22 protein-coding genes are annotated in these 24369 nt (G+C 70.5%); 11 read left to right on the top strand and 11 right to left on the bottom strand.

Going from position 1 to position 24369, the window contains the following annotated elements; all coding sequences use genetic code 11:
- Nucleotides 1-202: 202 nt before the first annotated feature.
- Complete coding sequence (locus tag ACIQFZ_RS28630; protein ID WP_402692486.1) at nucleotides 203-1300, top strand: LLM class flavin-dependent oxidoreductase; 1098 nt, start codon at nucleotides 203-205, stop codon at nucleotides 1298-1300.
- Entirely contained in the window at nucleotides 1297-1911 is a 615-nt protein-coding gene (locus ACIQFZ_RS28625; protein ID WP_402692485.1) for an FMN reductase, read from the top strand. The genes ACIQFZ_RS28630 and ACIQFZ_RS28625 overlap by 4 nt, the downstream gene beginning before the upstream one ends.
- On the opposite strand, the gene ACIQFZ_RS28620 is transcribed toward ACIQFZ_RS28625, so the two are convergent.
- The 5 genes from ACIQFZ_RS28620 to ACIQFZ_RS28600 form a co-directional block, all read right to left on the bottom strand.
- On the bottom strand, nucleotides 1868-3556 hold the full coding sequence (locus tag ACIQFZ_RS28620; protein WP_402692484.1) for an ATP-binding cassette domain-containing protein: 1689 nt from the start codon (nucleotides 3554-3556) through the stop codon (nucleotides 1868-1870). The genes ACIQFZ_RS28625 and ACIQFZ_RS28620 overlap by 44 nt on opposite strands.
- On the bottom strand, nucleotides 3553-5292 hold the full coding sequence (locus ACIQFZ_RS28615; protein ID WP_402692483.1) for an ABC transporter ATP-binding protein/permease: 1740 nt from the start codon (nucleotides 5290-5292) through the stop codon (nucleotides 3553-3555). The genes ACIQFZ_RS28620 and ACIQFZ_RS28615 overlap by 4 nt, the downstream gene beginning before the upstream one ends.
- Nucleotides 5289-6551 carry a cytochrome d ubiquinol oxidase subunit II gene (locus tag ACIQFZ_RS28610; RefSeq protein ID WP_402692482.1) on the bottom strand — a complete coding sequence of 421 codons (1263 nt, stop codon included), beginning with the start codon at nucleotides 6549-6551 and terminating at the stop codon, nucleotides 5289-5291. The genes ACIQFZ_RS28615 and ACIQFZ_RS28610 overlap by 4 nt, the downstream gene beginning before the upstream one ends.
- Entirely contained in the window at nucleotides 6544-7911 is a 1368-nt protein-coding gene (locus ACIQFZ_RS28605) for a cytochrome ubiquinol oxidase subunit I (RefSeq protein ID WP_402692481.1), read from the bottom strand. The genes ACIQFZ_RS28610 and ACIQFZ_RS28605 overlap by 8 nt, the downstream gene beginning before the upstream one ends.
- Nucleotides 7912-8098: 187 nt before the next feature.
- Nucleotides 8099-8677 (bottom strand): Dps family protein, encoded by a 579-nt coding sequence (locus ACIQFZ_RS28600; RefSeq protein WP_402692480.1) that lies wholly within the window; start codon nucleotides 8675-8677, stop codon nucleotides 8099-8101.
- Nucleotides 8678-8919: 242 nt separating this feature from the next.
- Here ACIQFZ_RS28600 and ACIQFZ_RS28595 point away from each other — a divergent pair, with 242 nt between their 5' ends.
- The 6 genes from ACIQFZ_RS28595 (at nucleotide 8920) to ACIQFZ_RS28570 (ending at nucleotide 14996) form a co-directional block, all read left to right on the top strand.
- Nucleotides 8920-10281 carry a dihydrolipoyl dehydrogenase family protein gene (locus ACIQFZ_RS28595; RefSeq protein ID WP_402692479.1) on the top strand — a complete coding sequence of 454 codons (1362 nt, stop codon included), beginning with the start codon at nucleotides 8920-8922 and terminating at the stop codon, nucleotides 10279-10281.
- Between the two features lie 181 nt (nucleotides 10282-10462).
- Nucleotides 10463-10603: a pirin-like C-terminal cupin domain-containing protein gene (locus ACIQFZ_RS28590; RefSeq protein ID WP_383133142.1), complete on the top strand. Its 141-nt coding sequence runs from the start codon at nucleotides 10463-10465 to the stop codon at nucleotides 10601-10603.
- A gap of 165 nt (nucleotides 10604-10768) precedes the next feature.
- Complete coding sequence (locus ACIQFZ_RS28585; protein ID WP_383059822.1) at nucleotides 10769-11107, top strand: GNAT family N-acetyltransferase; 339 nt, start codon at nucleotides 10769-10771, stop codon at nucleotides 11105-11107.
- 303 nt (nucleotides 11108-11410) lie between these two features.
- Nucleotides 11411-13588, top strand: coding sequence for a xanthine dehydrogenase family protein molybdopterin-binding subunit (locus ACIQFZ_RS28580; RefSeq protein ID WP_402692478.1), 2178 nt, complete (start codon nucleotides 11411-11413; stop codon nucleotides 13586-13588).
- Entirely contained in the window at nucleotides 13585-14517 is a 933-nt protein-coding gene (locus ACIQFZ_RS28575; RefSeq protein ID WP_402692477.1) for an FAD binding domain-containing protein, read from the top strand. Before ACIQFZ_RS28580 ends, ACIQFZ_RS28575 begins: the two co-directional genes overlap by 4 nt.
- Nucleotides 14514-14996 (top strand): (2Fe-2S)-binding protein, encoded by a 483-nt coding sequence (locus ACIQFZ_RS28570; RefSeq protein WP_383059826.1) that lies wholly within the window; start codon nucleotides 14514-14516, stop codon nucleotides 14994-14996. Before ACIQFZ_RS28575 ends, ACIQFZ_RS28570 begins: the two co-directional genes overlap by 4 nt.
- Nucleotides 14997-15179: 183 nt before the next feature.
- Here the strand turns inward: ACIQFZ_RS28570 and ACIQFZ_RS28565 are convergent, their stop codons facing one another.
- The 5 genes from ACIQFZ_RS28565 to ACIQFZ_RS28545 form a co-directional block, all read right to left on the bottom strand.
- Nucleotides 15180-16862 carry an MFS transporter gene (locus tag ACIQFZ_RS28565; RefSeq protein ID WP_402692476.1) on the bottom strand — a complete coding sequence of 561 codons (1683 nt, stop codon included), beginning with the start codon at nucleotides 16860-16862 and terminating at the stop codon, nucleotides 15180-15182.
- Nucleotides 16863-16970: 108 nt separating this feature from the next.
- Entirely contained in the window at nucleotides 16971-17708 is a 738-nt protein-coding gene (locus ACIQFZ_RS28560; RefSeq protein ID WP_383059829.1) for a DUF1275 family protein, read from the bottom strand.
- Nucleotides 17689-18228 carry a DoxX family protein gene (locus tag ACIQFZ_RS28555; RefSeq protein ID WP_402692475.1) on the bottom strand — a complete coding sequence of 180 codons (540 nt, stop codon included), beginning with the start codon at nucleotides 18226-18228 and terminating at the stop codon, nucleotides 17689-17691. Before ACIQFZ_RS28555 ends, ACIQFZ_RS28560 begins: the two co-directional genes overlap by 20 nt.
- Before the next feature lie 54 nt (nucleotides 18229-18282).
- Nucleotides 18283-18945, bottom strand: a complete 663-nt coding sequence (locus tag ACIQFZ_RS28550) for a hydrolase (protein ID WP_383059831.1) — start codon at nucleotides 18943-18945, stop codon at nucleotides 18283-18285.
- Between the two features lie 121 nt (nucleotides 18946-19066).
- Nucleotides 19067-20941 carry an amidohydrolase gene (locus ACIQFZ_RS28545; protein WP_402692527.1) on the bottom strand — a complete coding sequence of 625 codons (1875 nt, stop codon included), beginning with the start codon at nucleotides 20939-20941 and terminating at the stop codon, nucleotides 19067-19069.
- A 373-nt stretch (nucleotides 20942-21314) separates the two neighbouring features.
- Here ACIQFZ_RS28545 and ACIQFZ_RS28540 point away from each other — a divergent pair, with 373 nt between their 5' ends.
- From ACIQFZ_RS28540 to ACIQFZ_RS28530, 3 genes are all read left to right on the top strand, one after another.
- The gene (locus tag ACIQFZ_RS28540) at nucleotides 21315-22286 is read left to right on the top strand and encodes an alpha/beta hydrolase (RefSeq protein WP_402692474.1); all 972 of its coding nucleotides are present in this window, start codon (nucleotides 21315-21317) and stop codon (nucleotides 22284-22286) included.
- A 21-nt stretch (nucleotides 22287-22307) separates the two neighbouring features.
- Nucleotides 22308-23027: an alpha/beta fold hydrolase gene (locus tag ACIQFZ_RS28535; RefSeq protein WP_402692473.1), complete on the top strand. Its 720-nt coding sequence runs from the start codon at nucleotides 22308-22310 to the stop codon at nucleotides 23025-23027.
- A 280-nt stretch (nucleotides 23028-23307) separates the two neighbouring features.
- Nucleotides 23308-24036 (top strand): TMEM175 family protein, encoded by a 729-nt coding sequence (locus tag ACIQFZ_RS28530; RefSeq protein ID WP_402692472.1) that lies wholly within the window; start codon nucleotides 23308-23310, stop codon nucleotides 24034-24036.
- Here the strand turns inward: ACIQFZ_RS28530 and ACIQFZ_RS28525 are convergent.
- Complete coding sequence (locus tag ACIQFZ_RS28525) at nucleotides 24033-24305, bottom strand: hypothetical protein (protein ID WP_402692471.1); 273 nt, start codon at nucleotides 24303-24305, stop codon at nucleotides 24033-24035. The genes ACIQFZ_RS28530 and ACIQFZ_RS28525 overlap by 4 nt on opposite strands.
- Nucleotides 24306-24369: the final 64 nt, after the last annotated feature.

Below are 24369 nucleotides of genomic sequence, written 5' to 3'. Positions count from 1 at the left end.
AAGAACTCCCGTCTCTACAGAGGGGCATCAGGTCTGAAGTCGGCCCCAACAGTAACTATCCGTCACGAACGACAGCGCACGATGACGACCCGCGCGAGAAGGGCGCTGGATGACTCGACCCCGTGCACGCACAGTCATGACGATCGTGCGACCGGAGCCTAGCGTTCCCCATCTCATACGATTGCCGGAAGAAGAGAGACCCATGCAGTTCGGCATCTTCACGGTCGGGGATGTGACGACCGATCCGACCACAGGCCGCACTCCGTCGGAGCACGAACGGATCAAGGCGATGGTCGCCATCGCGCTCAAGGCGGAGGAGGTGGGCCTGGACGTCTTCGCGACCGGCGAGCACCACAACCCGCCGTTCGTGCCGTCGTCCCCGACCACGATGCTCGGCCACGTCGCTGCCCGCACCGAGAAGCTGATCCTGTCCACGGCCACGACACTGATCACCACCAACGACCCCGTGAAGATCGCCGAGGACTTCGCGATGCTCCAGCACCTCGCGGACGGCCGGGTGGACCTGATGCTGGGGCGCGGAAACACAGGCCCCGTCTATCCGTGGTTCGGGCAGGACATCCGGCAGGGTATTCCTCTCGCCCGGGAGAACTACGCGCTGTTGCACCGGCTGTGGCGCGAAGACGTGGTCAACTGGGAGGGGAAGTTCCGTACGTCCCTTCAGGGCTTCACCTCCACTCCCCGTCCGCTGGACGGCATCCCGCCATTCGTCTGGCACGGCTCGATCCGCTCGCCGGAGATCGCCGACCAGGCGGCCTACTACGGCGACGGCTTCTTCCACAACAACATCTTCTGGCCGGCCGAGCACACGAGGCGGATGGTCCAGCTGTACCGGCGGCGGTACGCCCGCTACGGTCACGGCCGCCCCGAAGAGGCCGTCGTCGGGCTCGGCGGGCAGGTCTTCATGCGGAAGAACTCGCAGGACGCCGTACGGGAATTCCGCCCCTACTTCGACAATGCGCCGGTCTACGGCCATGGACCGTCACTGGAGGACTTCACCGACCAGACCCCGCTGACGGTGGGCTCCCCCCAACAGGTCATCGAGCGGACGCTGTCCTTCCGTGAGACCGTCGGCGACTACCAGCGGCAGCTGTTCCTGATGGATCACGCGGGCCTGCCCCTGAAGACCGTTCTGGAACAGCTCGACATACTCGGCGAAGAGGTGGTGCCCGTCTTGCGCAGGGAGTTCGCGAAGGGGCGCCCCGCCGATGTGCCGGACGCGCCGACGCACGCGGCTCGGGTCGCCGCCGCGGAGTCCTCGAAGGGAGAGTCGGCCGCATGAAGCTCGTCGCCGTGTGCGCGGGGCTGAGCACCCCGTCCTCCACCCGTCTGCTCGCGGACCGTCTCGCCGAGGTGGTCCACGGCGAACTCGCCACTCAGGGCCTCGACGTGGAGACCGAGGTCGTCGAACTGCGCGAACTGGCCGTCGCCGTCGCCAACAACCTCGTGACGGGATTCCCGCCACCTCCGCTGGCCGCCGGGATCGACTCGGTGACGGGCGCCGCCGGTCTGATCGCCGTCACTCCCGTGTTCACCGCCTCCTACAGCGGACTGTTCAAGTCCTTCTTCGACCTGATTGACCCGGACGCCCTGACCGGCAAGCCGGTTCTGATCGCGGCGACCGGAGGCACGGCCCGCCACTCCCTGGTCCTGGAGCACGCGCTGCGCCCGCTGTTCTCCTATCTGCGCGCGGCCGTCGTCCCCACCGCGGTGTACGCGGCGTCCGAGGACTGGGGATCGGGTGGCGACGCGTACACGGAGGGACTGCCCGCGCGTGTCCGGCGGGCGGGCGGCGAACTGGCCGCCCTCATGGCCGCGCATGCGGCCGAGCCGGCACCCGAGGACGACGTCACCGCGCTCGAACGGCAGCTGTCCGATCTGCGCTTCGACTGAGTCCCGGCCCGACGGGCGCTGCCGAGCCACCGGCCCCGTCCGCGGCCGGATCCAGGCGGACGACCTCGGACGGCGACCGGTCCAGCAGGCCGAGGGCCTGCTCCTGCGCGGCGATCACCACCGAGGTCTCGGGCAGCGCCCGGAACAGCGCGGCCAGCAGCGCCTCGGCGGTGGGGCGGTCCAGACCGGCGGTGGGTTCGTCGAGCAGCAGCACCGGAGGACGCCGCAGCACGGCGCGCGCGGTGGCGAGGCGCCGTCGCTGCCCCTGGGACAGCAGGCGCCCGCCGGGGCCCACCCGGGCGTCGAGCGGCAGCCCAGAGAGGCCGACCACCTCCAGTACGGCCCGAAGCGCGGCGGTGTCCGCCGCAGGCGCCGCCTGGCGCAGATTGGCCGCCACCGTGTCGTCGGCCAGCCAGTCGTCGGCCTCGACCAGGACGACCGTCTCGGCGACGGTCCGGGCCGGCAGCTCCTGCATCGGCGTGCCGCCGAGGAGGACAGTTCCGGCAGGGGCCGGTATCCGTCCGGCGAGCTGTCCGAGCAGCGTCGACTTCCCGCTGCCGTTGGGGCCGGTGACGAGCATCAGGCCTGGGCCTGACAGGGTCGTGGTGAGTGTCGCGGGCGAGCCGAGGAGCGGTAGTCCGGCCGTCTCCACGCACTGCGCGGTCGGCCGGTGTCGGCCCGCGGGCGGCTCCTGGGTAGCGAGGGGCGCGAGGCGCCCGGCCGCGTCACCGGCCTGGGCCAGGAGTTGCAGCAGCCGGGGCAGCCGCTCCAGGAGCTCCCACCCCGCGGCCGTCAGCAGCACCTCGCCCACCACGACGGCGACGGGCTGGGCCGGGACGGCGCACAGGGCGATCACCAGTACCGACGCCTGGCCCAGGGCGGCAAGCAGACGCAGCGCCAGACGGCCCAGCCGTTCGGCCCGGGCAGCGGCCCACTCGGCGGACTCGACGGCCGTCATCATGGTCGTCGCCGCCCGTTGTGCCTGTGGCACGGCGTCCAGGCACCGCAGTTCGTCGAAGGCGGCCCGGCTGCCGAGCAGCACGGTACGGAGTGCGGCCCTGGTCTCGGCGGCGGTGGCCAGAAGGGCTCGCGCCCGGTGGTGGGTGCGCCGGGCGCAGACCAGGCCGGCCGCCCACACGACCAGCTCGGCCGCCCCCAGGAGCGGCATCGCCCACAGCAGCAGGATCTCGACCAGGCACGCGGTGATGACGGCCGCCACCAGAGGTGCGCAGACGTCTGCGGGCAGACCCGCGACGGTCTCCACGTCGGTCGTGAGCCGGGCGAGCAACGTCCCGTCGCGTTGTCCGCGCAGCTCGCGGGGGGTGAGGCGGGCAGCGCCACGGGCCAGCCGGGCGCGCAACCTCACGGAGGCGGTCAGCACCGTCCGGTGGCTGACCAGGCGTTCGAGGTAGCGCAGTCCGGTGCGGGCCAGGGCCAGCGTCCGTACGGCACCCGAGGGGTACATCCAGGACCAGGTGCTGTTGGCCTGGAGGGTGACCACGGCGCAGGTTGTCAGGAACCACCCGGACACGCCGAGCAGCGCGGCAGCGCTGAGTTCGCCCGCGGTGGCCAGCAGCATGCCGTTCAACAGGGCGCGGCGCCCAGCTGCCGCGCGCAGCAGGCGCCAGGCTCCGGTACGGTTCATCGGGCTCTCCCGTGGTCCAGCGTGATGACCTGGTCCGCCAGCGGCAGCAGCGCGGGACTGTGGGTGGCGAGCAGGACCGTACGGTCGCGGGCCAGCGTCCGCAGCGCCGACAGGACCCGCTGCTCCGCCTCCTGGTCGAGGTGCGCGGTGGGCTCGTCCAGGCACAGCAGGGGTGCGTCGCGCAGCAATGCCCGGACGAGGGCCAGTTGCTGTGACTGGCCGGAGGACAGGCCGGTGCCGCGTTCGCCGAGTGGGGTGTCCAGTCCCTGGGGCAGCGTGTCCAGGAGGTCTTCGAAGCCGAGGGCGGCGGCGGCACCGAGCAGGTCGTGGTCGCTCGCGGTGGGCCGGGCCAGGAGAAGGTTCTCACGCAGGGTGCCAGGCAGCAGGTGCGCCGGCTGGCCCACCCAGGAGACCCGGCCGGGGTCAGCAGGGACGGCCCGTCCGTCCAGCACGTGGAGCGCGCGTCCGTCGTGCGGGGCGGACAGACCCGCCGCGACGGCCAGCAGGCTGGACTTGCCCGCCCCGCTCGGCCCGGTGACGACGAGGCACTCGGCCGGTGCGAGCTGCACACTGACGCCGTCCAGGGCAGGTGCCTCCCGTTCCGGGTGCCGGACTGTGACGGCTTCCAGGCGCACCCCGGCAGGCGCCGCGCCACGCCGCCCCGGCCGGACCGGTTCGGCGGGTGGCAGCACGTTCTCGCCGGGTGTGTCCAGCACCGGGGCCAGCAGCTCGGCGGCGGCGGCGGCCTGGGCGCGGGCGTGGTAGCCGGCGGCCAGGTCCCGGGCCGGGGCGAAGTAGGCGGGTACCAGGACGAGGACGAACAGCGCGGCGGACAGGCTCATGCGGTCCGGGACGACGGGCAGGTGCAGATAGTCGAGCAGGACCAGGCCGCAGTAGGTCGCCACCACGGCGAGGGTGCCAGTGATGAGCAGTTCGACCCACGCGGTCGACAGGAACGCGATGCGCAGCACTTTCTCGGTCCGCCGGGCGACTTCCCCGTCGTCCCGCTCCAGGGCGCGGGCCGCCTCGTCGTGCGCGCCGAGCCCGGCCAGGGTGGGCAGCCCGCGCAGATGGTCCAGCAGCCTGGCCTGATGGCCGCGGATCGCGGACAGCTGGGCGCGGACGGCGGCCTGTGTGCCCAGGCCGATGACCTTCAGGTTGGCCGGCAGCAGCGGGGTGGCGGCCAGCACGAGCAGGGCGACGAACCAACTGCGGCAGGCGATGGCGGCCAGTACGAGACCACTGCCGAGCAGCATGGTGGTCCGGGCGGGCAGGTATCCGGTGAGCCAGTCGGTCAGCTGGTCGACTTCGCCGTCGACGGCCCGGGCCGGCGCCGCATCACCCAGGGCAGTGCGGGCCGGTCCGCGGGCGGGCAGTGCCGTCTCGATGATCCGGCGGCGCAGGGCCTCGCGTACGTCGCGGGCGCCGCGCGCGGCCGCCGCGTCGCCGGCGGCCAGCAGTCCGGCTCGCAGGGCCACTCCGGCCGCTGTCAGAAGGGCCGGAGGCACCACGTCCGCCGTGGGCAGGTCGCCGTGCAGTGCCGACAGGCCTTGTTGCGCGGCCCAGGAGAGCCCACTCGCCCACAGGACCGTGCCCAGCTGGGCCGCTCCGCGCAGGATGCCCGCCCGGCGCAGCTCGGGCCGGCCGGCCGCCGCCCAGGTGCGCAGGCGGTCGGGGACCGCATCCTCGGTCCGCTCCGCGGCCAGTTCGTCCAGGAGTACGGCGGTGCTGCTCACGAGAGGGTCTCCGCCCCGGCGTCCGCGTCGAAGCATCCGGCGCGGGCGTCACGGCGGTCGCCGACGATCCAGGCGGCCAGCGCGGTGCAGCCGAGCACGGTGACGCCGATCGGCCCGATCAGATCGGAGACGCCGCCGAACACATCCTGGGAGAGAGCGGTGGCCAGGATGCCGAGCACCGTCAGCAGGACGCGGCGCACGATCGTCCGCGGTGTCCCGGTGGCCGCGGGTGCGGGCGTGAGGGGCTGGGCCCGGGCGGGCAGCGGCGGTACGGGGCTCTCCACCGGATCGCTGTACTTGCCCCGGAAACTGCGCCACGCGTAGATGTTGTAGGCCAGGACGAACGGCATGCACAGGCCGACGCCGAGGACCAGGAAGAGCTGGGAGGAGCGCGGGCTCGCTGCCTGATGGACGGTCAGCCCCGGCGGCACGACGACCGGCACGGAGACGGCCACCAGCCCCAGGAGCCCACTGGCCGTCATGGTGGTCACGGCCGCGAACGGCCGCCAGTCGGGACTGCGGCCGAAGCCGTACCAGGCGAGGGCACCGGCCACGGAGGCGACGGCGACAGCGAGCCAGAACAGTACGGCCCGCACCGGCTGGTGCAGGTGGAACTGCTGAGGGTCTGCGCTCCGCAGCATCAGGCCGAGCACGAGCGCCATGATCAGGGTGCCGAGCAGCAGGGACCGTCCGGTGCGGCGGGCACGCGGCCGCCGCCACCCTTCGGTCTTGTCCTGCAACCAGGCCGCCCCGGCCAGCAGGTAGACGACGACCAGACCGAGGGCGCACAGCACGCCGTAGAGGCTGAACCAGTCGAGGGCCCCGCTGTGGAAGGTTCCGTTCCGCTGGCGCGGGCCGCTGAGCACGGCACCCAGGACGAGGCCCTGGCACACGGTGACGGCGAGCGACGCGCCGCCGAACAGCAGTGCCCAGCCCCGCCGGTAACCGCCGGCCGCGCTGTGCATCTCCAGGCCCAGTCCGCGCAGGATGATGGAGACCAGCATGACGATCAGCGGCAGATAGACGCCGGGCAGCACCACGGCATAGGCGCTGGGCAGGCCCGCCCAGAGGACGACGCCGACCAGGATGAGCCAGCTCTCGTTGGCGTCCCAGGCGGTGGCGACGATTTCGCCGTACTCCCGTCGGCGCTCGGGCTTGGCCGCCAGGCTGAGCATGCCCACACCGAGGTCGTAACCGTCGAGGACGACGTACATGCCGAGTGAGAAGAGGGCCAGGGCGTAAGCGGCGTACTCAAGCAACGAGGGCCTCCGGTACGTCGGGCGAGGCGGGTCCGATGGGCAGTGCCTCGGGGCCGGCCTTGACCGTACGGACGATGTAGCGGGCCCAGATGGCCAGCAGGGTGGCATAGAGCAGGACGAAGCAGGCGAGAGTGGCGGCGACTTCCGGTGTGCTGAGGTGGGAGACCGCGTCTGCGGTGCGCAACTGGCCGTATACGACCCACGGTTGGCGGCCCGTTTCAGCGACGATCCAGCCGCCGGTGATGGCGATGATCCCGGCCGGGGTCATCCACACCATCCACCGCAGGAAGCGCGGCGAGTCGAACAGGCGCCGTCGCATGCGCAGGACTACGCCCGCGAAGGCCGTGCCGAACATGAGTAGCGCGGTGAAGTACATGGCGCGGAAGCCGTAGAAGGTGGTCCACATGCTGGGGCGTTCGTCGGGCGGGGTCTGCAGCAGTCCGGGCGTGGTCTTCTCCCCGCCGAGGTCCTGGGCGATGACCGAGCCGAGATGGGGTATCTCGACGTGGAAGCGGTTCTCGCCCTTGTCCGTGTCGGGGACGACGAGCAGGTTGTAGCCGTTGTTGTCGCTCTTCCAGTTGCCCTCGAACGCCTCCAGCTTGGGCAGCTGGTGCTGTCCCATGAAGACAGCGGTGCCGTCTCCCACGTACAGCTGCACCGGCATGAGAACACCGAGGACGCCGAGGGCGATGGACAGGCAGCGGCGGGCCATGGGCTGGGCGGAGGCCCGTTTCTTCACCAGGTACCAGGCGGAGATGCCGCCGACGAACCAGGCGGCGCTGATCAGCACGGCCAGCAGCATGTGCGGGAAGCGGTGGGCGAAGGCGGGGTTGAGTAGGATGCTCACCCAGTCCTTGGCGTGGAACTGGCCGTCGACCTTCTGGTAGCCGACCGGGTCCTGCATCCAACTGTTCGCCGACAGGATCCAGGTGGTGGACAGCAGGGTTCCGACGGCGACCATCCAGCTGGCCAGGGCCAGAGTGCGTGGGCGGATCCGCCCGTCCCCGTAGAGCATCAGGCCGATGAAGCCCGCCTCCAGGAAGAAGGCGGTGATCACTTCCATGCCGATGGTGACCCCGATGACCGGACCGACCGCGTGGGCGTAGGTGCCCCAGTTCAGGCCGAACTCGAAGGTCATCACCGTGCCCGCGACGACGCCCAGGCCGAAGCCGACGGCGAAGATCTTCTTCCAGAACCGGAAGATCTGCAGGTACAGAGGATTTCCCGTGCGTACGTAGACCGTGTACACGACGGCGAGCAGCACGGAGAGCCCGACGGTGAGCGCGGGGAAGGTCATATGGAAGATCGCGGTGATCGCGAACTGCCATCGGGACAGTTCGACGACGGTGGGCGAAGCCATGGGTACTCCCGGGGAGCGGCGGTCTTGAGGGGCAGCGGGCGCGGGCCGGGCCTCCGGTCCGCGCCGGAGGCGGGAACACGCACCGCGTGAGCGGAAGGGGGCGCGGCACCCGCAGCCCGATGCCGTCAGGGCGTCCGCCGGTGTACTCGCCCGACGCTGCGTACCTTCTGCGTGCCTTGCGGATGTCTCAGGCGCGCACCAGCGGGGTGTCCACCAGGTGCTCCGCCAGGAACCACGCCTGCAGCTCCCCGGTGCGGATCACCTGTGATACCAGCAGGTCGTTGGTGCCGTCGTCGCCGAGCTCGGCAGTCCGGGCGGCCGCGTCGTGGGCCTCCGCCAGGATGGTCTCGTGGGCCTCCAGCAGCCGCGAGAGCATCGCCGGGGCTTCCTCGACGCCGTCCGGCGGGCGCGGAATGGAAGTGATCTCGGCGACGTGCCGGGGGTCGCCCACCGCGACGCCGCCCAGGGTCTGGACACGCTCGGCGATCGTGTCGACGAGTTCCAGCTGCTCGCCCGCGTGCTTGTCCAGGAGCAGGTGCAGCTGGTAAAAGGTGGCGCCGCGCATGATCCAGTGGTGCTTCTTGTAGAGGCCGTAGAGGATCTGAGTGTTCGCCAGGATCTTGTTGAGGCGCTGGCAGGAGTACATGCGCGCGTCGTAGGACAGGCTGAGGGGGAACTGCCTGACGGTCCCGAACTCCTGGATGACTTCGCCCTTCTGATGCAGCCACGGCTGGCTGTGGCTTACGGGCTTGGAGTTGCTGGTCATGGCGCGCCTCCTGGGGTGCGGTGCTGTGCGTGCGCGAGTGACGCTAGGCGTGGAAGCGGGGGACGCGTTGTCCAGGAGCGCATGCGGAGCTGCCCATGAGCGCACCGTAGGCGGCGTGGGGCCTTTGGTGTTCGCTCTCGGACCGACAGCCGTGCGCTCAGGGACACGGGGCAGCCGCTGAACAGCCCTAGCCTCGGTGCTCGGCAGGTCGTTGGAGGCCGTTCGGAGGGAGAGGTGTGCGCGTGAACGAGCAGGTGGACGTGGTCGTCGTCGGCCTGGGACCCGGAGGTGAGTACGCCGCGGGCACGCTGGCCGAGGCCGGCTTGGACGTGGTCGGTGTCGAGGCGGAACTCGTAGGGGGTGAGTGCCCGTACTGGGGATGCGTGCCCAGCAAGATGATGATCCGGGCCGGGAACCTGCTCGCCGAAGCCCGCCGAGTCCCGGCGCTCGCCGGAGACACGGACGTCACCCCGGACTGGGGGCGTGTAGCCGGTCGCATCCGCGAAGAAGCCACTGACGACTGGAACGATCAGGTGGCGGCCGACCGCCTCGTGGCCAAGGGCGGCCGCCTGGTCCGTGGAAGAGGGCGCCTCACTGGGCCGCGACGGGTCACCGTCGAAGGGCGCACGTGGGAGGCCCGCCGCGGTGTCGTGCTGGCCACGGGCAGCCGGCCCCGGATCCCGCCCGTACCCGGCCTTGCCGCGACGCCGTACTGGACCAATCGGGACGCCATGGCGACCAAGGACCTGCCGACGTCGATGCTCGTCCTGGGCGGGGGTGCCATCGGCGTGGAAGTCGCACAGGTCTTCGCCCGCTTCACCTGCCGCGTCACCCTGATCGAGGGGCAGGACCGGCTGTTGTCCCAGGAGGAACCTGAAGCCGCGGAACTCGCCGCGCAGGCCCTGCGGGCGGACGGCGTGACCGTGCTCACCGGCGTTCGCGCCCGGCAGGTCAGCTATGACGGCGCCGAGTTCCGCGTCCTTGTGGAAGGGCGGGCGGACCCCTTGCGCGGCGAACGGCTGCTCGTCGCCACCGGGCGCCACGCCGAGCTCGTCGACCTGGGCGTCGAGACGGTGGGGCTTGATCCCGAGACGGGGATCGTGCCCACGGACGGCCGGATGCGGGCGGCTGAGGGATTGTGGGCGGTCGGCGACATCACCGGCTGTGGCGCCTTCACACATGTGTCGATGTACCAGGCGCAGATCGCCGTCCGCGACATCCTCGACCGGCCCGGCCCCGATGCCGACTACCGTGCACTGCCCCGCGTCACCTTCACCGATCCCGAGGTTGCGGCAGTGGGACTCACCGAGCGACAAGCCCGCGAGCGGGGCTTGCGGGTGCGGACCGCGGTGGTGCCCAACGCCTCCTCGACTCGCGCGTGGATCCATGGGCCGGGCGGCGAGGGGTTCATCAAGCTGGTCGAGGACGCAGACCGGGGCGTCCTGGTCGGCGCGACCTCCGCAGGACCGGCCGGGGGCGAGCTCTTGTACGGGCTGATCGTCGCCGTCCACGCGGAGGTGCCGGTCGAGCAGCTCCGGAACATGATCTACACCTATCCGACGTTCCACCGGGCTGTGGAGCAGGCCCTGGCGGCGCTGCGCTGATCCGTACCGGCCGGGTCCTGACGCGTCCTGCGTCGAAAGACAAACCGGCCGGCGTGTCGCTTGCCGTGGATCCCGGCTTCGAGCACGGCCTCATGGTCGGCCAGGGGGAGATACGCCTGGCCGACAGCCTGTTGGATCCCGTGTAGTTGGGGTACGCCCACACCGGTACCGTACCGACGCGCTGACACTGACGAACGAGTCGGACGGCATCGCACGGACGGTCCTGCTCGGCGGAACCCCGTTCGAGGACGAAATCGCCACCTGGTGGAATTTCATCGGGCGCAGCCACGAAGATATTGCCAAGACCCGGGACGATTGGTGAAACTCCTCCGATCGCTTCGGCGCCGTCGAAGGATACGTCGGAGCCCGGGCGTTGGCGACGACGACGTAGCCCTCGAGGCCGTCTTCGCGCACCTGCCCTGCCCAATGCGAGGATCAAGCCGCGCAGGAATCCACCGGGTCACTGACATCAACCGAAAGGCACCCGATGAGCCAGCCTTCCACCACTCCGGTCGTCGAGCGCGCAGACGTCGGGAACCGCTACGAAATCCTGGTCGACGGCAAGCGCGCCGGGCTGACCGCCTACCGTGACCGCGGGGAACAGCGCGTCTTTTACCACACCGAGATCGACGACGCGTTCGCCGGACAGGGCCTGGCCTCCCAGCTGGTCCAGCAGGCGCTCACCGACGTACGGAACTCCGGGAAGCGGATCGTGCCCGTCTGCCCGTACGTGGCCAAGTTCCTCAAGCGCCACGACGAGTTCGCGGACATCACCGACCCCGTGACGCCCGACGTTTTGCGCTGGCTGGAAACCGAACTGGGCTGACCGTCCACCCTCCGGCCGGCCGCCGGATCCGGCGGCCGGTTTTGCGGGCAGCACACTACTTCTGACCTCACAGCGCACAGGGTCCGCCTGTCGCTCGCTCCGCCGCTTCCGCCTCGGTTAGTGTCCGAGCAGCTGAATTCCACTGGTGTGGCGTTCCGCCGGAACGACGTCAATTTCCCGCAAAGACACGAACGGGGTGTTGTTGTGGAGCAATGGACGAGGCGCGAGGACGAGCGGCTGCTCACCGGAAAAGGCCGGTACGTGGCCGATATCGACGTGCCGCGGTGTCTGGATGCCGCATTCGTGAGAAGCAAGGTCGCCCACGGCCTGCTACGGGCGGTGGACTGTACGGCGGCCCGTGACGTGCCGGGTGTCGTGGGAGCCTGGTCGGCGGCGGATCTGCCGGACCTTCCTCCGGTTCCGTACACCCTGCTGGCCGGACTCTCCACCGAGGGCGCCGTCGCGGGCCGGGAGTGGCCGGCCCTCGTGAAGGATCGGGTGCGCTATCCGGGCGAGGCGCTGGCGGTCGTCCTGGCAGAGGACCGGTACCGGACCGAGGACGGGGTCGCCGAGGTCTCGGTCACGATCGATCCCCTGCACGCCGTGGTGACACCCGCCGCGGCGCTGGACGACTCCGTCCGCCTGTTCGACGGACTGAGCAACATCGCCCTGCGGGGCGAGGCGGGAGAACCGATCGACCCGTCCGTCTGGCAGGACGCGGCCGCCGTCGTCGAAGCCACGTACCGTCAGGAACTGCTGATGCCCAGCCCCATGGAATGCCGCACGATTCTCGCCGTGCCCGAAGGGGACCGGCTGACGGTGTGGTCTGGGCACCAAATGCCGCACCGGCTGCGGCGTGAACTGGCCGCGCTGCTCGGTTGGTCCGCCGACCGGATCCGGGTCGTTGTCCCGGACACCGGAGGCGCCTTCGGGTCGAAGAGTGCCGCCTTCCCCGAGTTCGTGGTCGTCGCCTACCTGGCGGTCAAGCTCGGGCGACCGGTCCGCTGGATCGAGGACCGCCTGGAGTCGATGCTCGTCGCCACCCGGGGCAGGGGACAGGACCAGACTGTCCGGCTCGCCGCCGACGCCGAAGGACGGCTCCTCGCCTATGAGTTGACGATCGACGCCGACGTCGGCGCCTATCCGCACCTCGGCGCTGGACTGCCCATGCAGACGGCATGGATGGCGACCGGCGCGTACACGACCCCACGCGTCCACGCGACCCTCCGGTCGGTGCTCACCAACACCATGGTGACCTACCCGTACCGGGGCGCCGGGCGTCCCGAGGCGGCGAGCGCAATCGAGCGGACGATGGACCTGCTCGCCCGGCGGCTCGGGATCGACCCGATCGAGTTGCGGCGGCGCAACTTCATCCCGCCCGATGCCTTCCCGTACCAGACGCCGACCGGACGCCGCTACGACAGCGGGAACTACGCCGCCGCCCTGGACCTGGCGTTGGAGACGCTCGGTTACGAGGAGTGGGGTGCGGAGCGGGCCCGACGGCGCGAGGACCCCGACGCGCTGCCGCTGGGCATCGGAGTCTCCTGCTATGTGGAGCGCTCGGGCGGCGAAGAAGGCGGCCTGCACGAGTTCGGCAGCCTCGAGGCGCACGAAGACGGCGCCGTCACCGCCCGTTGCGGTGCGGCCCCCAGCGGCCAAGGGCACGAGACGGTCTTCCCCGCCCTGATCGCCAAGGTACTCGGCATCCCGAAGGCGCAGGTCCACCTCGTCGAGGGCGACACCGACGAACAGCCCGAAGGACTGGGCTCCTTCGCCAGCCGTTCCGCCCAGGTCGCCGGCGCCATGCTCCAGCACGTCGCGACCCGCCTGATCGAGGAGGCCCGCACCCGGGCGGCGGAGCTGTGGGACCTGCCGATCCAGGAGATCGCATGGGCGGACGGGAGCGTGCATGCCGCCCACGACGGTTCGGCTGCCACCAGCCTTGGCGATCTGGTGAAGACCACCGGCCCGTTGCGGGTCGAGGACAGATACGAAGCCGGCATGGCGTTCCCCTTCGGCGCCCATGCGGCGGTGACCGAGGTGGATCCGGAGCTGGGCACCGTGAACGTCCTGCGGCTCGTGGCCGTCGACGACTGCGGAGTGGTCCTCAACCCCACTGTGGTGCGCGGACAGGCCTTCGGATCGGCCGTGCAGGGCATCGGCCAGGCCCTCTACGAAGGCATGACGTTCGACGACGCCGGCGTACCGCATCTGGCGAACGGCTTCCTGGACTACCTGCTCCCGACGTTCACGGAGATCCCGCCCATCGAGGTCAAGGACACCCGCACACCTGGTCCCAGCACGCCGCTCGGTGCCAAGGGAGCCGGGGAGTCCGGCTGCATCGGCACCCCGGCCGCCATCGTCAACGCCGTGGCCGACGCCCTGCGGATCGCCGATCCCAGCCTGCTGCAGATGCCGCTCACCCCGGACAGCGTCTGGCGGGCGGCACGCGCCCCGAAACATGAGGAAGGCGACCGGTGAAACCCGCCACCTTCGACTACGTGGTACCCCGCACGGTCGCCGAAGCCGTCGAGGCCCTCGGCGACACCGCGTACAAGGCCCAGGTACTCGCGGGAGGACAGAGCCTGATCCTGGAGATGCACCTGCAACGCATCCGGCCCGAACTCGTCGTCGACATCAACCGCATCCCGGAGCTCGACCGCATGACCGTCGAGGGCGACGAACTGCGCGTCGGCGCCCTGATCCACCACGCGGCCTTCGAATCGGCCGAAGCTGCACCGGGCCCGCTCGGCACCCTGCTGTCCCGGGCCGTGGTCAACATCGCCCATCCGCCCATCCGTTCCCGCGGGACCATGGTCGGCAGTTTCGCCTGGGCCCATCCCGCCTCGGAGTGGTGCGCGATCGGCCTCGCCCTGGACGCCACCGTGGAGGTGACCGGCCCCGATGGTGCCCGAGCCATCCCGGCCGGCAACTACTTCCTCGGGCCGTACCGCACCGCACGCCGGCCCCAGGAACTCATCACCGCCGTACGCCTTCCCCTGCTCGGCGAGAGCAGCGGCGTGGGCTTCATCGAGCACCGCCGCACTCACTTCTGCTTCGCCCAGGTCGCCGTCGCTGCGGCCCTCACGGTGAACGACGGCGTGATCAGCGACGCACGGATCGGACTGGTCAACTCCGCCGACCGACCGGTACGGGCCCACGCTGCCGAACGGCTGCTGCTCGGCACCGAAATCGGCCCGCTCCCGACCGGGCCACGGCTCCCCGACAACCATCCGTTCGCCCGCGCAGGCCGCGTCGCGGCCCGGACGGATGCCGCGCCGGTCGCCGAACCGTACGCCGACGTGGAGTACAAGCGGCAGGCCATCGCCGTCCTGGTCGGCAGAACGCTCCGCGAGGCAGCGACGGACCTGCACGCACGACTTGCCGTACCCGAGGGGGACAACCGATGAAGATCACACTCAAGGTGAACGGAACCGAACACCCCCTCGATGTGGAGCCCCGGCGCCTGCTCGCCGACGTCCTGCGTGACGACTTGCGCCTGACCGGTACGCACCTGGGTTGCGAGCACGGCATCTGCGGGGCTTGCACCGTGCTCATGGACGGCGAAGCGGTCCGCTCGTGCCTGGTGCTGGCCGTGCAGTGCGACGGCAGCTCCGTTCGTACGGTGGAGGGCCTCGCGGGACCCGACGGCGAACCCCACGCCCTGCAACGTGCCTTCTCGGCCGAGCATGCTCTCCAGTGCGGATTCTGCACACCGGGCTTCCTCATGGTCGCCGCCGGAGCGCTCGAAGCCGATCCTGAACTTGCTGACCATCCGGAGGCCATCGCGGGCGTCGTGGGGTCCAACATCTGCCGGTGCACCGGCTACGAACCCATCCGGCGCGCCATCACGCGCGCGGCCCGGGAACAACGGAAAGCCACCGCCTGACACCCGTCTGCCCCGCGCGGGAGCACAGCTCCTGGGGTCGGCCAAGGAGCGGTGACATCCGCGCCGGAGTCGTTCACGTCCACGCGCACTGGCTGCCACGGGACCTGCCAGATCGGCACCACGCGACAGTCAACTGCTGGGTCCAGGGGCGGCCGACTGGAAACCTGCCTGCGGGACCTGGTGCTATCCGGAGGTCCAAGAGCCGGACCTGGCGTCGCCGGACTCCGGCGTACGCGTGCCTTGATCCGGCACAGTGGGGCCCGACGCGGTGTCGAATGCATGGGTCACCTCGGGCAGGGTCCCCGGCAGGAGCAGCTCACGAGCCTGCTCCTCGTAGTGGCGATCGGTGGCTGTCAGACGGGTGTGGTGCTGTGCGCGGTGCTCCGCCCAGGAGGCGACCAGGTAGTTCTCGATGAAGCGCTCCGGGTCGTTGCCGTCCTGGTAGAGGCCCCAGGCGAGGGCTCCCGTACGGCGCCTGGAGCGCGCGACATGGTGCATGCGGTCCGTGAACTCGGCGCGGCTGTCCGGAGGGAGGCGGTAGATGACGGAGATCAGGACCGGCCCGTCGGCCTCGCCCGCTTCGAACACCAGGGGAGGAGTGGGCCAGTGGTCGGACGGCGAGGGGTCGATGCCCTCGGCATCGTGCAGAGGCCACCGCCGTACGCTGGCGGCACTCAGCAGCATCACGGCACCGGCGACCAGGAGGCAGGCGGTGAGCCCGAGCCAGTCGGCCACCGCACCCCACAGGGGCGCCGCCAGCGCCTGACCGCCCTGGAAGACCAGGAGATAGACGGCGAGCCCACGAGCCCTGACCCAGCCCGGAAGCCGCGTCTGCACGGCTGCGTTGAGCGTGGACAGTACACCGATCCAGGCGAGACCCGCGGGTAGCAGGGCGACCGTCACCAGCCACGGTGTTCGGACCGTGCCCAGCACTGCCAGTACACCGGCGAACCCCAGCGCGCCGGCGACGAGGGTGCCGTTGGCCCCCAGCACGCGGTGGATGCGGGGCAGTGCGAAGGCTCCCGCCACGGCCCCCGTGCCGACCGCCGCCAGCAGGAGTCCATATCCACCCGAGCCGAGGCCGAGGGAACGGCTCGCGCTCAGTGGCAGCAGTGCCCACAGGGCGGCGCCGCCGGGGATGAACAGGAGCGTACGCAGGAGGACTCGGCGCACGCCGGGGGCGTTCCACACATAGCGGCGGCCGGCGGACAGGGCGGCCAGCAGTGGTTCGCTCTCCGCGGCGGGGGAGGCCGTCCCCGGGCGCCGCCACATCATGAGGACAGCCGCGATGCCCAGGTAGGAGGCCGCGTTGAAGGCGAAGACCCATCCTGCGCCTGCCGCCGCGACCACCGCCCCGCCGAGTGCCGGGCCGACGGCTCGGGCCAGGTTCATGTTCACCGCGCCCAGCGCCGCCGCCTGACCGAGTAGGCGGCGCTCCACCAGCTCCGGCTGGATTGCCTGCCAGGCCGGGCCCATCAGTGCCGTTCCGCACCCCAGAAGGAAGGTGAGGACGAGCAGCTCTTCCGGCGTGAGCGCGTCCGTGAACGCCAGCACGGCCAGGGCACCGGACACCGCGAGCATCGTGAACTGCGCGGCCAGCAGCACCGAACGCCTGTCGAAGCGGTCGGCGACGACCCCGGAGGGCAGGGCCAGCAGCACGACGGGAAGACTGGAGGCGGTCTGAACGAGCGTCACCAGGGCGGCACTGTCCCCGACCAGAAGCCACTGGGCGCCGACCGTCTGCATCCAGCTGCCGATGTTGGAGACCAACTGGGCGATCCACAGCGCCCGGAAAGCGCGCGCCGCGAGCGGCGCCCACGGGGACTCTGATTCTGCGGGTACTGGTGGTGATGGTGCGGCGCTCATCGGATCCTCCTTGCCACCCCTCGCGTGACGTCGTCGTGCCGGGGGCCCCTGGACGAGGAGGCCTCCGGCACTTCATGCGGCATTCCGCGGCCGGTCGGTCCCGTTCCGTCAGGACGGCGGCCGGATCCAGGCGGCTTCGGCGGCCGACAGGCGGTGCGTGATCACGGAGGTGAGCACGGTCAGCAGCAGGGCCAGGCCCAGGATGATCACGAGATGACCGTGCAGGAGGAGGACAGCTCCGACGAAGGCTCCGAGGAACATGGCCAGCACGGACAGGATCCGGCGGCCGGGTCGCGGCGCCGCACCGCCGGCCGGGGCGGAGTCCGCGGCCAGCCCCGTCAGAGTCAGCGTCAGCACGGTCGTGGTGAGGTCTGGCACACCGAGGCGCCGGGCGACCGCGTTCTGCAGGCCCATGCCGAGCCCCAGCAGCACGATCAGCGTGTACTGGACTCCGGTGGTGACCCGGCCGCCGCCGGCCGCGGCGACCGCCACGGTGACGGCGACCAGGACCGCCTGCACGGCGGTGGCCGCCGTCAGCAGGCGTCCCCGGTGCGCCGCGAACCGGCTGCCGAGCCTGCCCCCGGCGAGGGCGCCCAGGAGGAACGCGGCCAGCGAGACCAGGGAGGCGGACGCGGAGAGGTTCGCGGCGCCCGCCAGCGCGAACGCCAGGAAGATCACATTGCCGGTCATGTTGGCGACGAGGACGTGCCCGAGACCGAGAAAGCTCACCGCGTCGATCAGGCCCGTGACCACCGTCAGCGTCAGCAGCAGGGGAGGCAGCGGGCCGTGGCGTTCCCCTCGGGGCGGCACGAGCGTGCGGCCGGCGTCACTCAGCAACTGGCGCATGGGGCGTTCCCTTCGATGCGGCCGCTTCCGGCCCGGCGGGCGAGCGGCGCAGCACTACGCGAGTGAGCAGTCCGCTCAACGGGCCGGCCAGGACCGCCGCGACGACCAGCCACAGCGGCCAGGGTGTGGTGCCGAGGGCGTGGTCGACGGACCACTGGCCGGGTCCGGTCAGAGCCAGCGCGGCGGAGACGATGACCAGGACCAACGGATACTCGTAGCCGTCGTTCTGTACCCACAGTCCCTTGGGCCACTTGACGGTGCCCGCGACTGTCATCACCCCCATCGCGGCCATCGCCGCCAGCGGCGTGAGCAGACCGGCGGCCAGGAACAGGCCGGCGCCGATCTGACTGCCTCCCGCGACGAGCGCGGTCAGCCGGCCGCCGCGGAAGCCGTCGTGGCGGAACTCCTCGGTTCCGCCAGCCAATCCGTTGCCTCCCAGCCGGAAGCTCACCTTCTGCACTCCATGGCCGGCGATGAGGAGCCCCACCACCACCCGGAGCACCAGCAATCCAGCGTTCATCGTTTCCCGCCTGTTCCTGACATCCGTCCTTGGCGCTGTTCGATCGGCGCGGGATCAGCCCGCCGCGTGCGCGCCGATGACGGTCTGCGCGTAGAGAATGCCGAGGCCGTACGCGCCGCCGTGCTCCTTCACCACGTCCGTCACGGCCGCGTACGTCTCCGTGCGGGCCCAGTCGCGCTGGAGCTCCAGAAGCACCTGCACCCAGGTGACCGGGACCGCGCCGGCCTGGATCATGCGCTGCACTGCGTGCTCGTGGGCCTGCGGGCTGACGCCGCCGGAGGCGTCGGTGACCACGTATATCTCGTAACCCTGCGCGAGGGCGGAGAGCGTGGGCAGCACGACGCAGACCTCGGTCCACAGACCGGCGATGACGAGCTTCTTGCGGCCCGTCGCCTTGACCGCCTCGACGAACGCGGAGTCCTCCCAGGCATTCATCGAGGTGCGGTCGATGATCTTGTGGTCGGGGAAGACGCCCGGCAGCTGCGGCATGATCGGGCCGGAGAAGGACTCGGCGGCCACAGTGCTCAGGACGACCGGGACGTCGAACACCTTGGCTGCCTTGGCCAGGCCCACCGTGGCGTTGATGATCGCGGTCCGGTCGCCGCTGCCGGTGCCGAAGAACATCTGCGGCTGGTGGTCCACGAACAGCACAGCGCAGTTGTCGGGTGTGATCAGGTCGGGGCTGGGAGCCGCGGTGACCTGGGTGATGTCGACCATGAGGGTGCCTTTCCACGGGAAGCGGCGCGGACGGGGCGTCGGCGCCGGAGTGAAAACGTCCTGTGACGGGGCTGGAAGGGGCGGGAGGGGGGCGGCTCGTGGCCCGGCCCTCCCAGGAGCTCTAGAGGGCGAAGCAGGGATCGAAGGGCGTTGCGGTGGCCGGGGCGAGACCGCGAGCGACGCGCCACGCGCGGTGCTGCTCGGACTCGGCGACGACCTCGCCGAGCGACTCCGCCTGACGGACGCCCGAAAGGCCCTGCCGGGACGCCTGGTAGCCGCCGAAGTGCGCCACCGGGCTCCAGGCGGGGCTGATGGGCGGCAGTTCCTCGTCGAGGCCCTCGTACTCGGCGGCGGCGTAGACGATCCGGCCGCCTGTGACGGTGAGCAGCGACTCGATGCGGGGGATCTCCGGCTCGGGCACCGTGAAGTAGTCCTCGGACAGGACAGCCAGGTCGCCGTAGTACCCCGGGCGCAGAACGCCCTTGACGTCCTCCTCGCCGGTCAGCGCGGCGCCGGCACGGGTGAACATCGTCAGCGCGGTCTGCCGGTCGACACGGTTGGTCTGCGGGCGGAGCGCCAGGTCACCGATGCTGCGGCCGCTGACCAGCCAGTGCAGGGCGACCCAGGGGTTGTACGTGGAGACGCGGGTGGCGTCAGTGCCGGCGGCCACGGTCAGCCCGCGGTCCAGCATGGCCCGGATCGGCGGGGCGTCCGCGGCGGCTCCGGGACCGTAGCGGCACAGGAACGCGTCGCCCTGGAAGGACAGGCGGTTCTGCACGGACATGGCTCCGCCGAGGGCGGCGACGCGGTCGAGGCTGTCCGGGGAAACGGTCTCCGCGTGATCGAACAGCCAGCGGTTTCCGGCCGGGAAGAGCCCCTCCGCGGCCAGCTTCTCGAAGACCGCGAGATCCCGGCGGATGGTCCCGTCATACGTGGCGTGCAGCCGGAATCCCCAGCCGTTCTCCATGAGAAGACGTACCGCCTTCTCGAACTCCGTCTCGTAATCGGGGGCGAGTTCCGGACGCGGCTGGGCGAAGTTCTCGAAATCCGCCGCCGCCCAGGTGAGATTCTCTCCCGCGCCGTTGAGGCGCAGCCATGCGTCCCCGTCCTCGGGCCGGGCCATGTCGATCCAGCGGGTGAGGTCGGCTATCTCCTGGCCGGCCGTCTGCGGGAAGAGGTGGTAGGCGATCCGCAGCGACAACTGGCCGGCCTTCGCCAGTTCGATGACGGTGCTGTAGTTGTCGGGGAAGTTCTGGAATCCGCCGGCGGCGTCGATGGCAGAAGTCAGTCCGAACCTGTTCAGTTCACGCAGGAAATGACGGGTCGAGGTCTTCTGGTCCTCGTCCTGGAGCACCGGCGCCTTGGCCAGGGTCGAGTAGAGGATGAGGGCGCTGGGCGCGGCCAGCAGCATGCCCGTCGGCTCCCCGTCCCGGCCGCGTACGATCTGACCGCCCCTGGGGTCGGGGGTGTTCCTGTCGAATCCGGCGGCCTTGAGCGCCGCTCGGTTGAGGACGGCCGACTGGTACAGGTGCAGCACGAACACGGGGGTGTCCGGGGCCGCGGCGTTCAGCTCCGCCACGGTCGGCAGCCGCCGCTCGGCGAACTGTTCGGCCGACCAGCCTCCCACCACCCGCACCCACTGTCCCTTGGGCGTGCGCGCGGCCTGCTCCCGCAGCATCGCCAGGCCCTGGCGCAGCGTGGGCACCCCGTCCCAGCGCAGTTCCAGCACGTAGTTGAGGCCGCCGCGAATGACATGCAAATGGGCGTCGTTGAGGCCCGGGACCACCCGCCGGCCGAGGGCGTCCACCACCTTGGTGGCGGCACCGACGTACGGGGCCACGTCCATGTCGTCACCGACGACGGTGATGACACCGCTCCTGACGGCGAGTGCCTCGGCGTGCGGGCGGTTCGGGTCTCCCGTATGGACCTTCGCGTTGCGGACGACCAGGTCCGCAGCTTCGTCGGTGGCTTGGGGAACCAGTCCGCCGACCGGCATCGCTGACACGTGAGTACAACCCCTTCCGCGAGGAACGGTTTCCAGATGTCCGCCGTATGGGATGTCGGCGGACGGAGGATGCGGAAACGCATGTGTGTTCGCCCGTCACGCTAGGTGCGGCGGACGCCGTTGTTTGTTCCCTCAGCGCACTGGATGGTTCCGCACAGTGCACGGGATTCCCGTGCCGTCGATCAGGGGCCGGGGCCGGACGACTTCCGTGCACTGTGGGGACATCGGTGGTGCGCTCGTGGGCAACGAGTGCCTCTCAGCCGGCTTTAGCGTGGAGGTCGGCGGCACCGGAGCGTTCGGCACATGCTTCCCGGGCCGTGGGCCGGAAGGACCGGCGTCCCCAACACAATTCCAGGAGATTCGCATGTCCGATGCCGTTGCGCCGGTTCAGCCCGTGCTGGAGCCCGCGGCAGCCGCGTTCGCGGAGGCGACCGCCAACCCGCCGTACCTGTTCGATCTGGCCCCGTCCGAAGGGCGCAAGGCCGTCGACGAGGTGCAGTCGGGCGACATCGAGAAGCCGGCGATCGACGAGGAGTGGATCAACGTCGAGGGCGGTCCTACGGGCAGTGTCCGGGCTCGTATCGTCAAGCCCGCCGGTGCCGAGGGCACCCTTCCGGTGATCCTCTACATCCACGGTGCCGGGTGGGTGTTCGGCAACGCCCACACCCACGACCGTCTGGTGCGGGAACTTGCCGTCGGCGCGAACGCCGCCGTGGTCTTCCCCGAGTACGACCTCTCGCCCGAGGTCCGCTACCCCGTCGCCATCGAGCAGAACTTCACGGTCGCGCGGTGGGTCGTGGAGCGGGGCGCGTCCAAGGGACTCGACGGTGCGCGACTGGCGGTGGCCGGTGACTCCGTCGGCGGCAACATGACCGCGGCGCTGACCTTGATGGCCAAGGAGCGCGGCGGCATCGCGCTGGTGCAGCAGGTGCTGTTCTACCCGGTGACCGACGCGAACTTCGACACCGGCTCCTACCACCAGTTCGCCACCGGCTACTTCCTGCGCCGGGACGGCATGCAGTGGTTCTGGGACCAGTACACGACCGATGAGAACGAGCGCGCCCAGATCACCGCGTCCCCGCTGCGGGCCACCGTGGAGCAGCTGAAGGACCTGCCCCCGGCGCTGGTCATCACCGGCGAGGCCGACGTGCTGCGCGACGAGGGCGAGGCGTACGCCAACAAGCTGCGCGAGGCGGGCGTGCCGGTCACGGCCGTGCGTTTCCAGGGCATCATCCACGACTTTGTCATGCTCAACGCTCTGCGCGGGACCCACGCGGCCGAGGCCGCCATCGCCCTGGCCGTCCGCACCTTGCACACCGCCCTGTACGCCGTCTGAGTCCGAGGAGACAACGCACACATGTCCACCTCCACGCCCACGGTCGTCCTGGTCCACGGCGCGTTCGCCGACGCGGCCGGCTGGTCCGGGGTCATCGCGGAACTGCAGGGCCACGGCATTCCCGTGATCGCGCCCTCGAACCCGCTGCGCGGACTCGCGGCCGACGCCGCGTACCTCGCCTCCGTGACCTCCCAGATCGACGGTCCCGTCGTACTGGTCGGCCACTCCTACGGCGGTGCGCTCATCACCGTGGCCGGCACCACGGAGAACGTCGTCGGGCTGGTCTACGTGGCCGCCTACGTTCTCGAGGAGGGCGAGAGTCTTGGTGAGCTGCAGGGCCGCTTCCCCGCCTCGCCGCTGGTGAGCAACCTCAAGCAGTGGACGTACCCGGTCGCGGACGGTGACCCTGTCATCGAGGTCACCATCGCCGAGGAGGCCTTTCCGTCGGTCTTCGCCGCCGATGTGCCGGCGGCGGTCACGAAGGTCCTCGCGGCGGCTCAGCGGCCGCTCGCCGCCGGGGCCTTCGGAGAGAAGGCCACCGCTGCCGCATGGAAGACCAGGCCGTCCTGGGCACTGGTGGCAGGCGCGGACCAGGCCATCAACCCGGAGGTGGAGCGCTTCGCCGCGAAGCGCGCAGGGGCGACCGTCGTCGAGATCGAGGGCGCGTCGCACGCCGTTGCCGTCTCCCATCCCCAGGAGGTCGCGGACCTGATCCGCGAAGCGGTACGTGCGACGAGTTGACGGGCGGTAGGGCAGCCGCGCGGGAACACTTCCCGCACCGCGTCCGTCCGGCCGGGGCGTCGTGCCTCCCGGACCGCACGGGTCGCGGGCTGCGGTCTCGGTTGCCGGGCCTTGAAATCTGTAACCTGACGGGCGGTGAGCCGCGCGTTGCTCCGAGGCGTAGGGTGCCTCTTCGGTGCAATGCCCGCCAGAGGGCCTCGCTCGGATGTGGTTGGCTCAAGCTCTGCCGGACGGTTCGAGCCCTTGAGGCCGCCGACGATGAAAACCGTCCGAATCCGACATGAGCCAAGTACTTCAGGAGCCAAGCTTGTCCCGGAGCCACTCTCGCAAGTTCTCTCGTTCTGAGACCACACGGGCTGAGGCCTTCAGCGACGGTGTATTCGCCATTGCCGTCACGCTATTGGTTCTGAATCTCGCTGCTCCGCCGCACAAGGCGGGTGGCCTTGGCCAGGCTTTGCTGGCTCAGTGGCCTGCCTACCTCGGCTACTTGGCGTCCTTCGGCTATGTCTCGGTGATCTGGCTCAACCACCACCAGGCCTTCGTGCGCATCAGGGCGATGGACCGCGGACTTCATGCTGTCAATCTGTTTCTCCTGCTCAGCACGGCGGCGCTTTCCTTCCCCACAGCGGTGGTCGCGGACGCACTGCAGGCTGACCCTACGGGCTCCGACGCGCGGGTGGCCGTCGCTCTCTACGCCGGCCTCGCCGCGGCGATGTGCCTGAGCTGGGTGGCCTTCTACCAGCAGATCGCCCGCCGGCCCGAGCTGCTGGACCCTGACGTGGAGGACACGTACGTACGGCACGGACAGCTTCGTTCCTGGGCTGGAGCCGTTGCCTACACCGTTGCCGGCCTCCTTGGGGTCTTCGTCGCACCCTTGCTGGCGATCGCGGTGTTCGTCATGCTCCCTGTCTTCTACTTCGTCACCAGCGAAGGTCTGCCCGGCGGCCGGGGCGGCTCTCCTGATACAGGACCCCATGCCGACGAGGGAGGTCGTGGCAGTGTGGTCTAAAGCGCGGCGACGTCCGGGTCGCCGTCGGCGACCTTCCCCGCCTGTGGGGGCGGGCCGTCGTGCTTGGCGGCGATGAGCCCGGCTTCGTACCCCGGCCGCCGCGCCGCCGTGCCGGTGGTGTTGAGGCGTTCGCGGTATCGGAGGTTCCCGGCGAGGGTGACCGTGTTCCACAGATGCGGTACCGGCACCTTGCCGAGCAGCTCGTTCAGAGCGGCGGCGAGCCGGATCCCCGGTGGCCTTGCCAGGCCGGCCGGCGAAGGTGAAGTCACCGTTCTGCACGACCGGTTGAAGAAGAGCAGCCCCTCCATACCGTGACGTCCCCCTTCGTCGTCT

Source organism: Streptomyces sp. NPDC093064 (genome assembly GCF_044754605.1).
GTDB lineage: Bacteria > Actinomycetota > Actinomycetes > Streptomycetales > Streptomycetaceae > Streptomyces.
Note: the sequence above shows the minus strand (reverse complement) of the source record. Positions and strands in the feature narration are given on the sequence as shown.

Bases quoted from the DNA above. Each gene is read 5' to 3' on its own strand.
- ACIQFZ_RS28550 (WP_383059831.1), bottom strand. From the start codon at position 18,945: ATGGTCGACATCACCCAGGTCACCGCGGCTCCCAGCCCCGACCTGATC.
- ACIQFZ_RS28530 (WP_402692472.1), top strand. From the start codon at position 23,308: ATGAGCCAAGTACTTCAGGAGCCAAGCTTGTCCCGGAGCCACTCTCGC.
- ACIQFZ_RS28625 (WP_402692485.1), top strand. From the start codon at position 1,297: ATGAAGCTCGTCGCCGTGTGCGCGGGGCTGAGCACCCCGTCCTCCACC.
- ACIQFZ_RS28605 (WP_402692481.1), bottom strand. From the start codon at position 7,911: ATGGCTTCGCCCACCGTCGTCGAACTGTCCCGATGGCAGTTCGCGATC.
- ACIQFZ_RS28620 (WP_402692484.1), bottom strand. From the start codon at position 3,556: ATGAACCGTACCGGAGCCTGGCGCCTGCTGCGCGCGGCAGCTGGGCGC.
- ACIQFZ_RS28540 (WP_402692474.1), top strand. From the start codon at position 21,315: ATGTCCGATGCCGTTGCGCCGGTTCAGCCCGTGCTGGAGCCCGCGGCA.
- ACIQFZ_RS28545 (WP_402692527.1), bottom strand. From the start codon at position 20,941: ATGCCGGTCGGCGGACTGGTTCCCCAAGCCACCGACGAAGCTGCGGAC.
- ACIQFZ_RS28600 (WP_402692480.1), bottom strand. From the start codon at position 8,677: ATGACCAGCAACTCCAAGCCCGTAAGCCACAGCCAGCCGTGGCTGCAT.
- ACIQFZ_RS28560 (WP_383059829.1), bottom strand. From the start codon at position 17,708: ATGCGCCAGTTGCTGAGTGACGCCGGCCGCACGCTCGTGCCGCCCCGA.
- ACIQFZ_RS28630 (WP_402692486.1), top strand. From the start codon at position 203: ATGCAGTTCGGCATCTTCACGGTCGGGGATGTGACGACCGATCCGACC.
- ACIQFZ_RS28565 (WP_402692476.1), bottom strand. From the start codon at position 16,862: ATGAGCGCCGCACCATCACCACCAGTACCCGCAGAATCAGAGTCCCCG.
- ACIQFZ_RS28555 (WP_402692475.1), bottom strand. From the start codon at position 18,228: ATGAACGCTGGATTGCTGGTGCTCCGGGTGGTGGTGGGGCTCCTCATC.
- ACIQFZ_RS28585 (WP_383059822.1), top strand. From the start codon at position 10,769: ATGAGCCAGCCTTCCACCACTCCGGTCGTCGAGCGCGCAGACGTCGGG.
- ACIQFZ_RS28570 (WP_383059826.1), top strand. From the start codon at position 14,514: ATGAAGATCACACTCAAGGTGAACGGAACCGAACACCCCCTCGATGTG.
- ACIQFZ_RS28535 (WP_402692473.1), top strand. From the start codon at position 22,308: ATGTCCACCTCCACGCCCACGGTCGTCCTGGTCCACGGCGCGTTCGCC.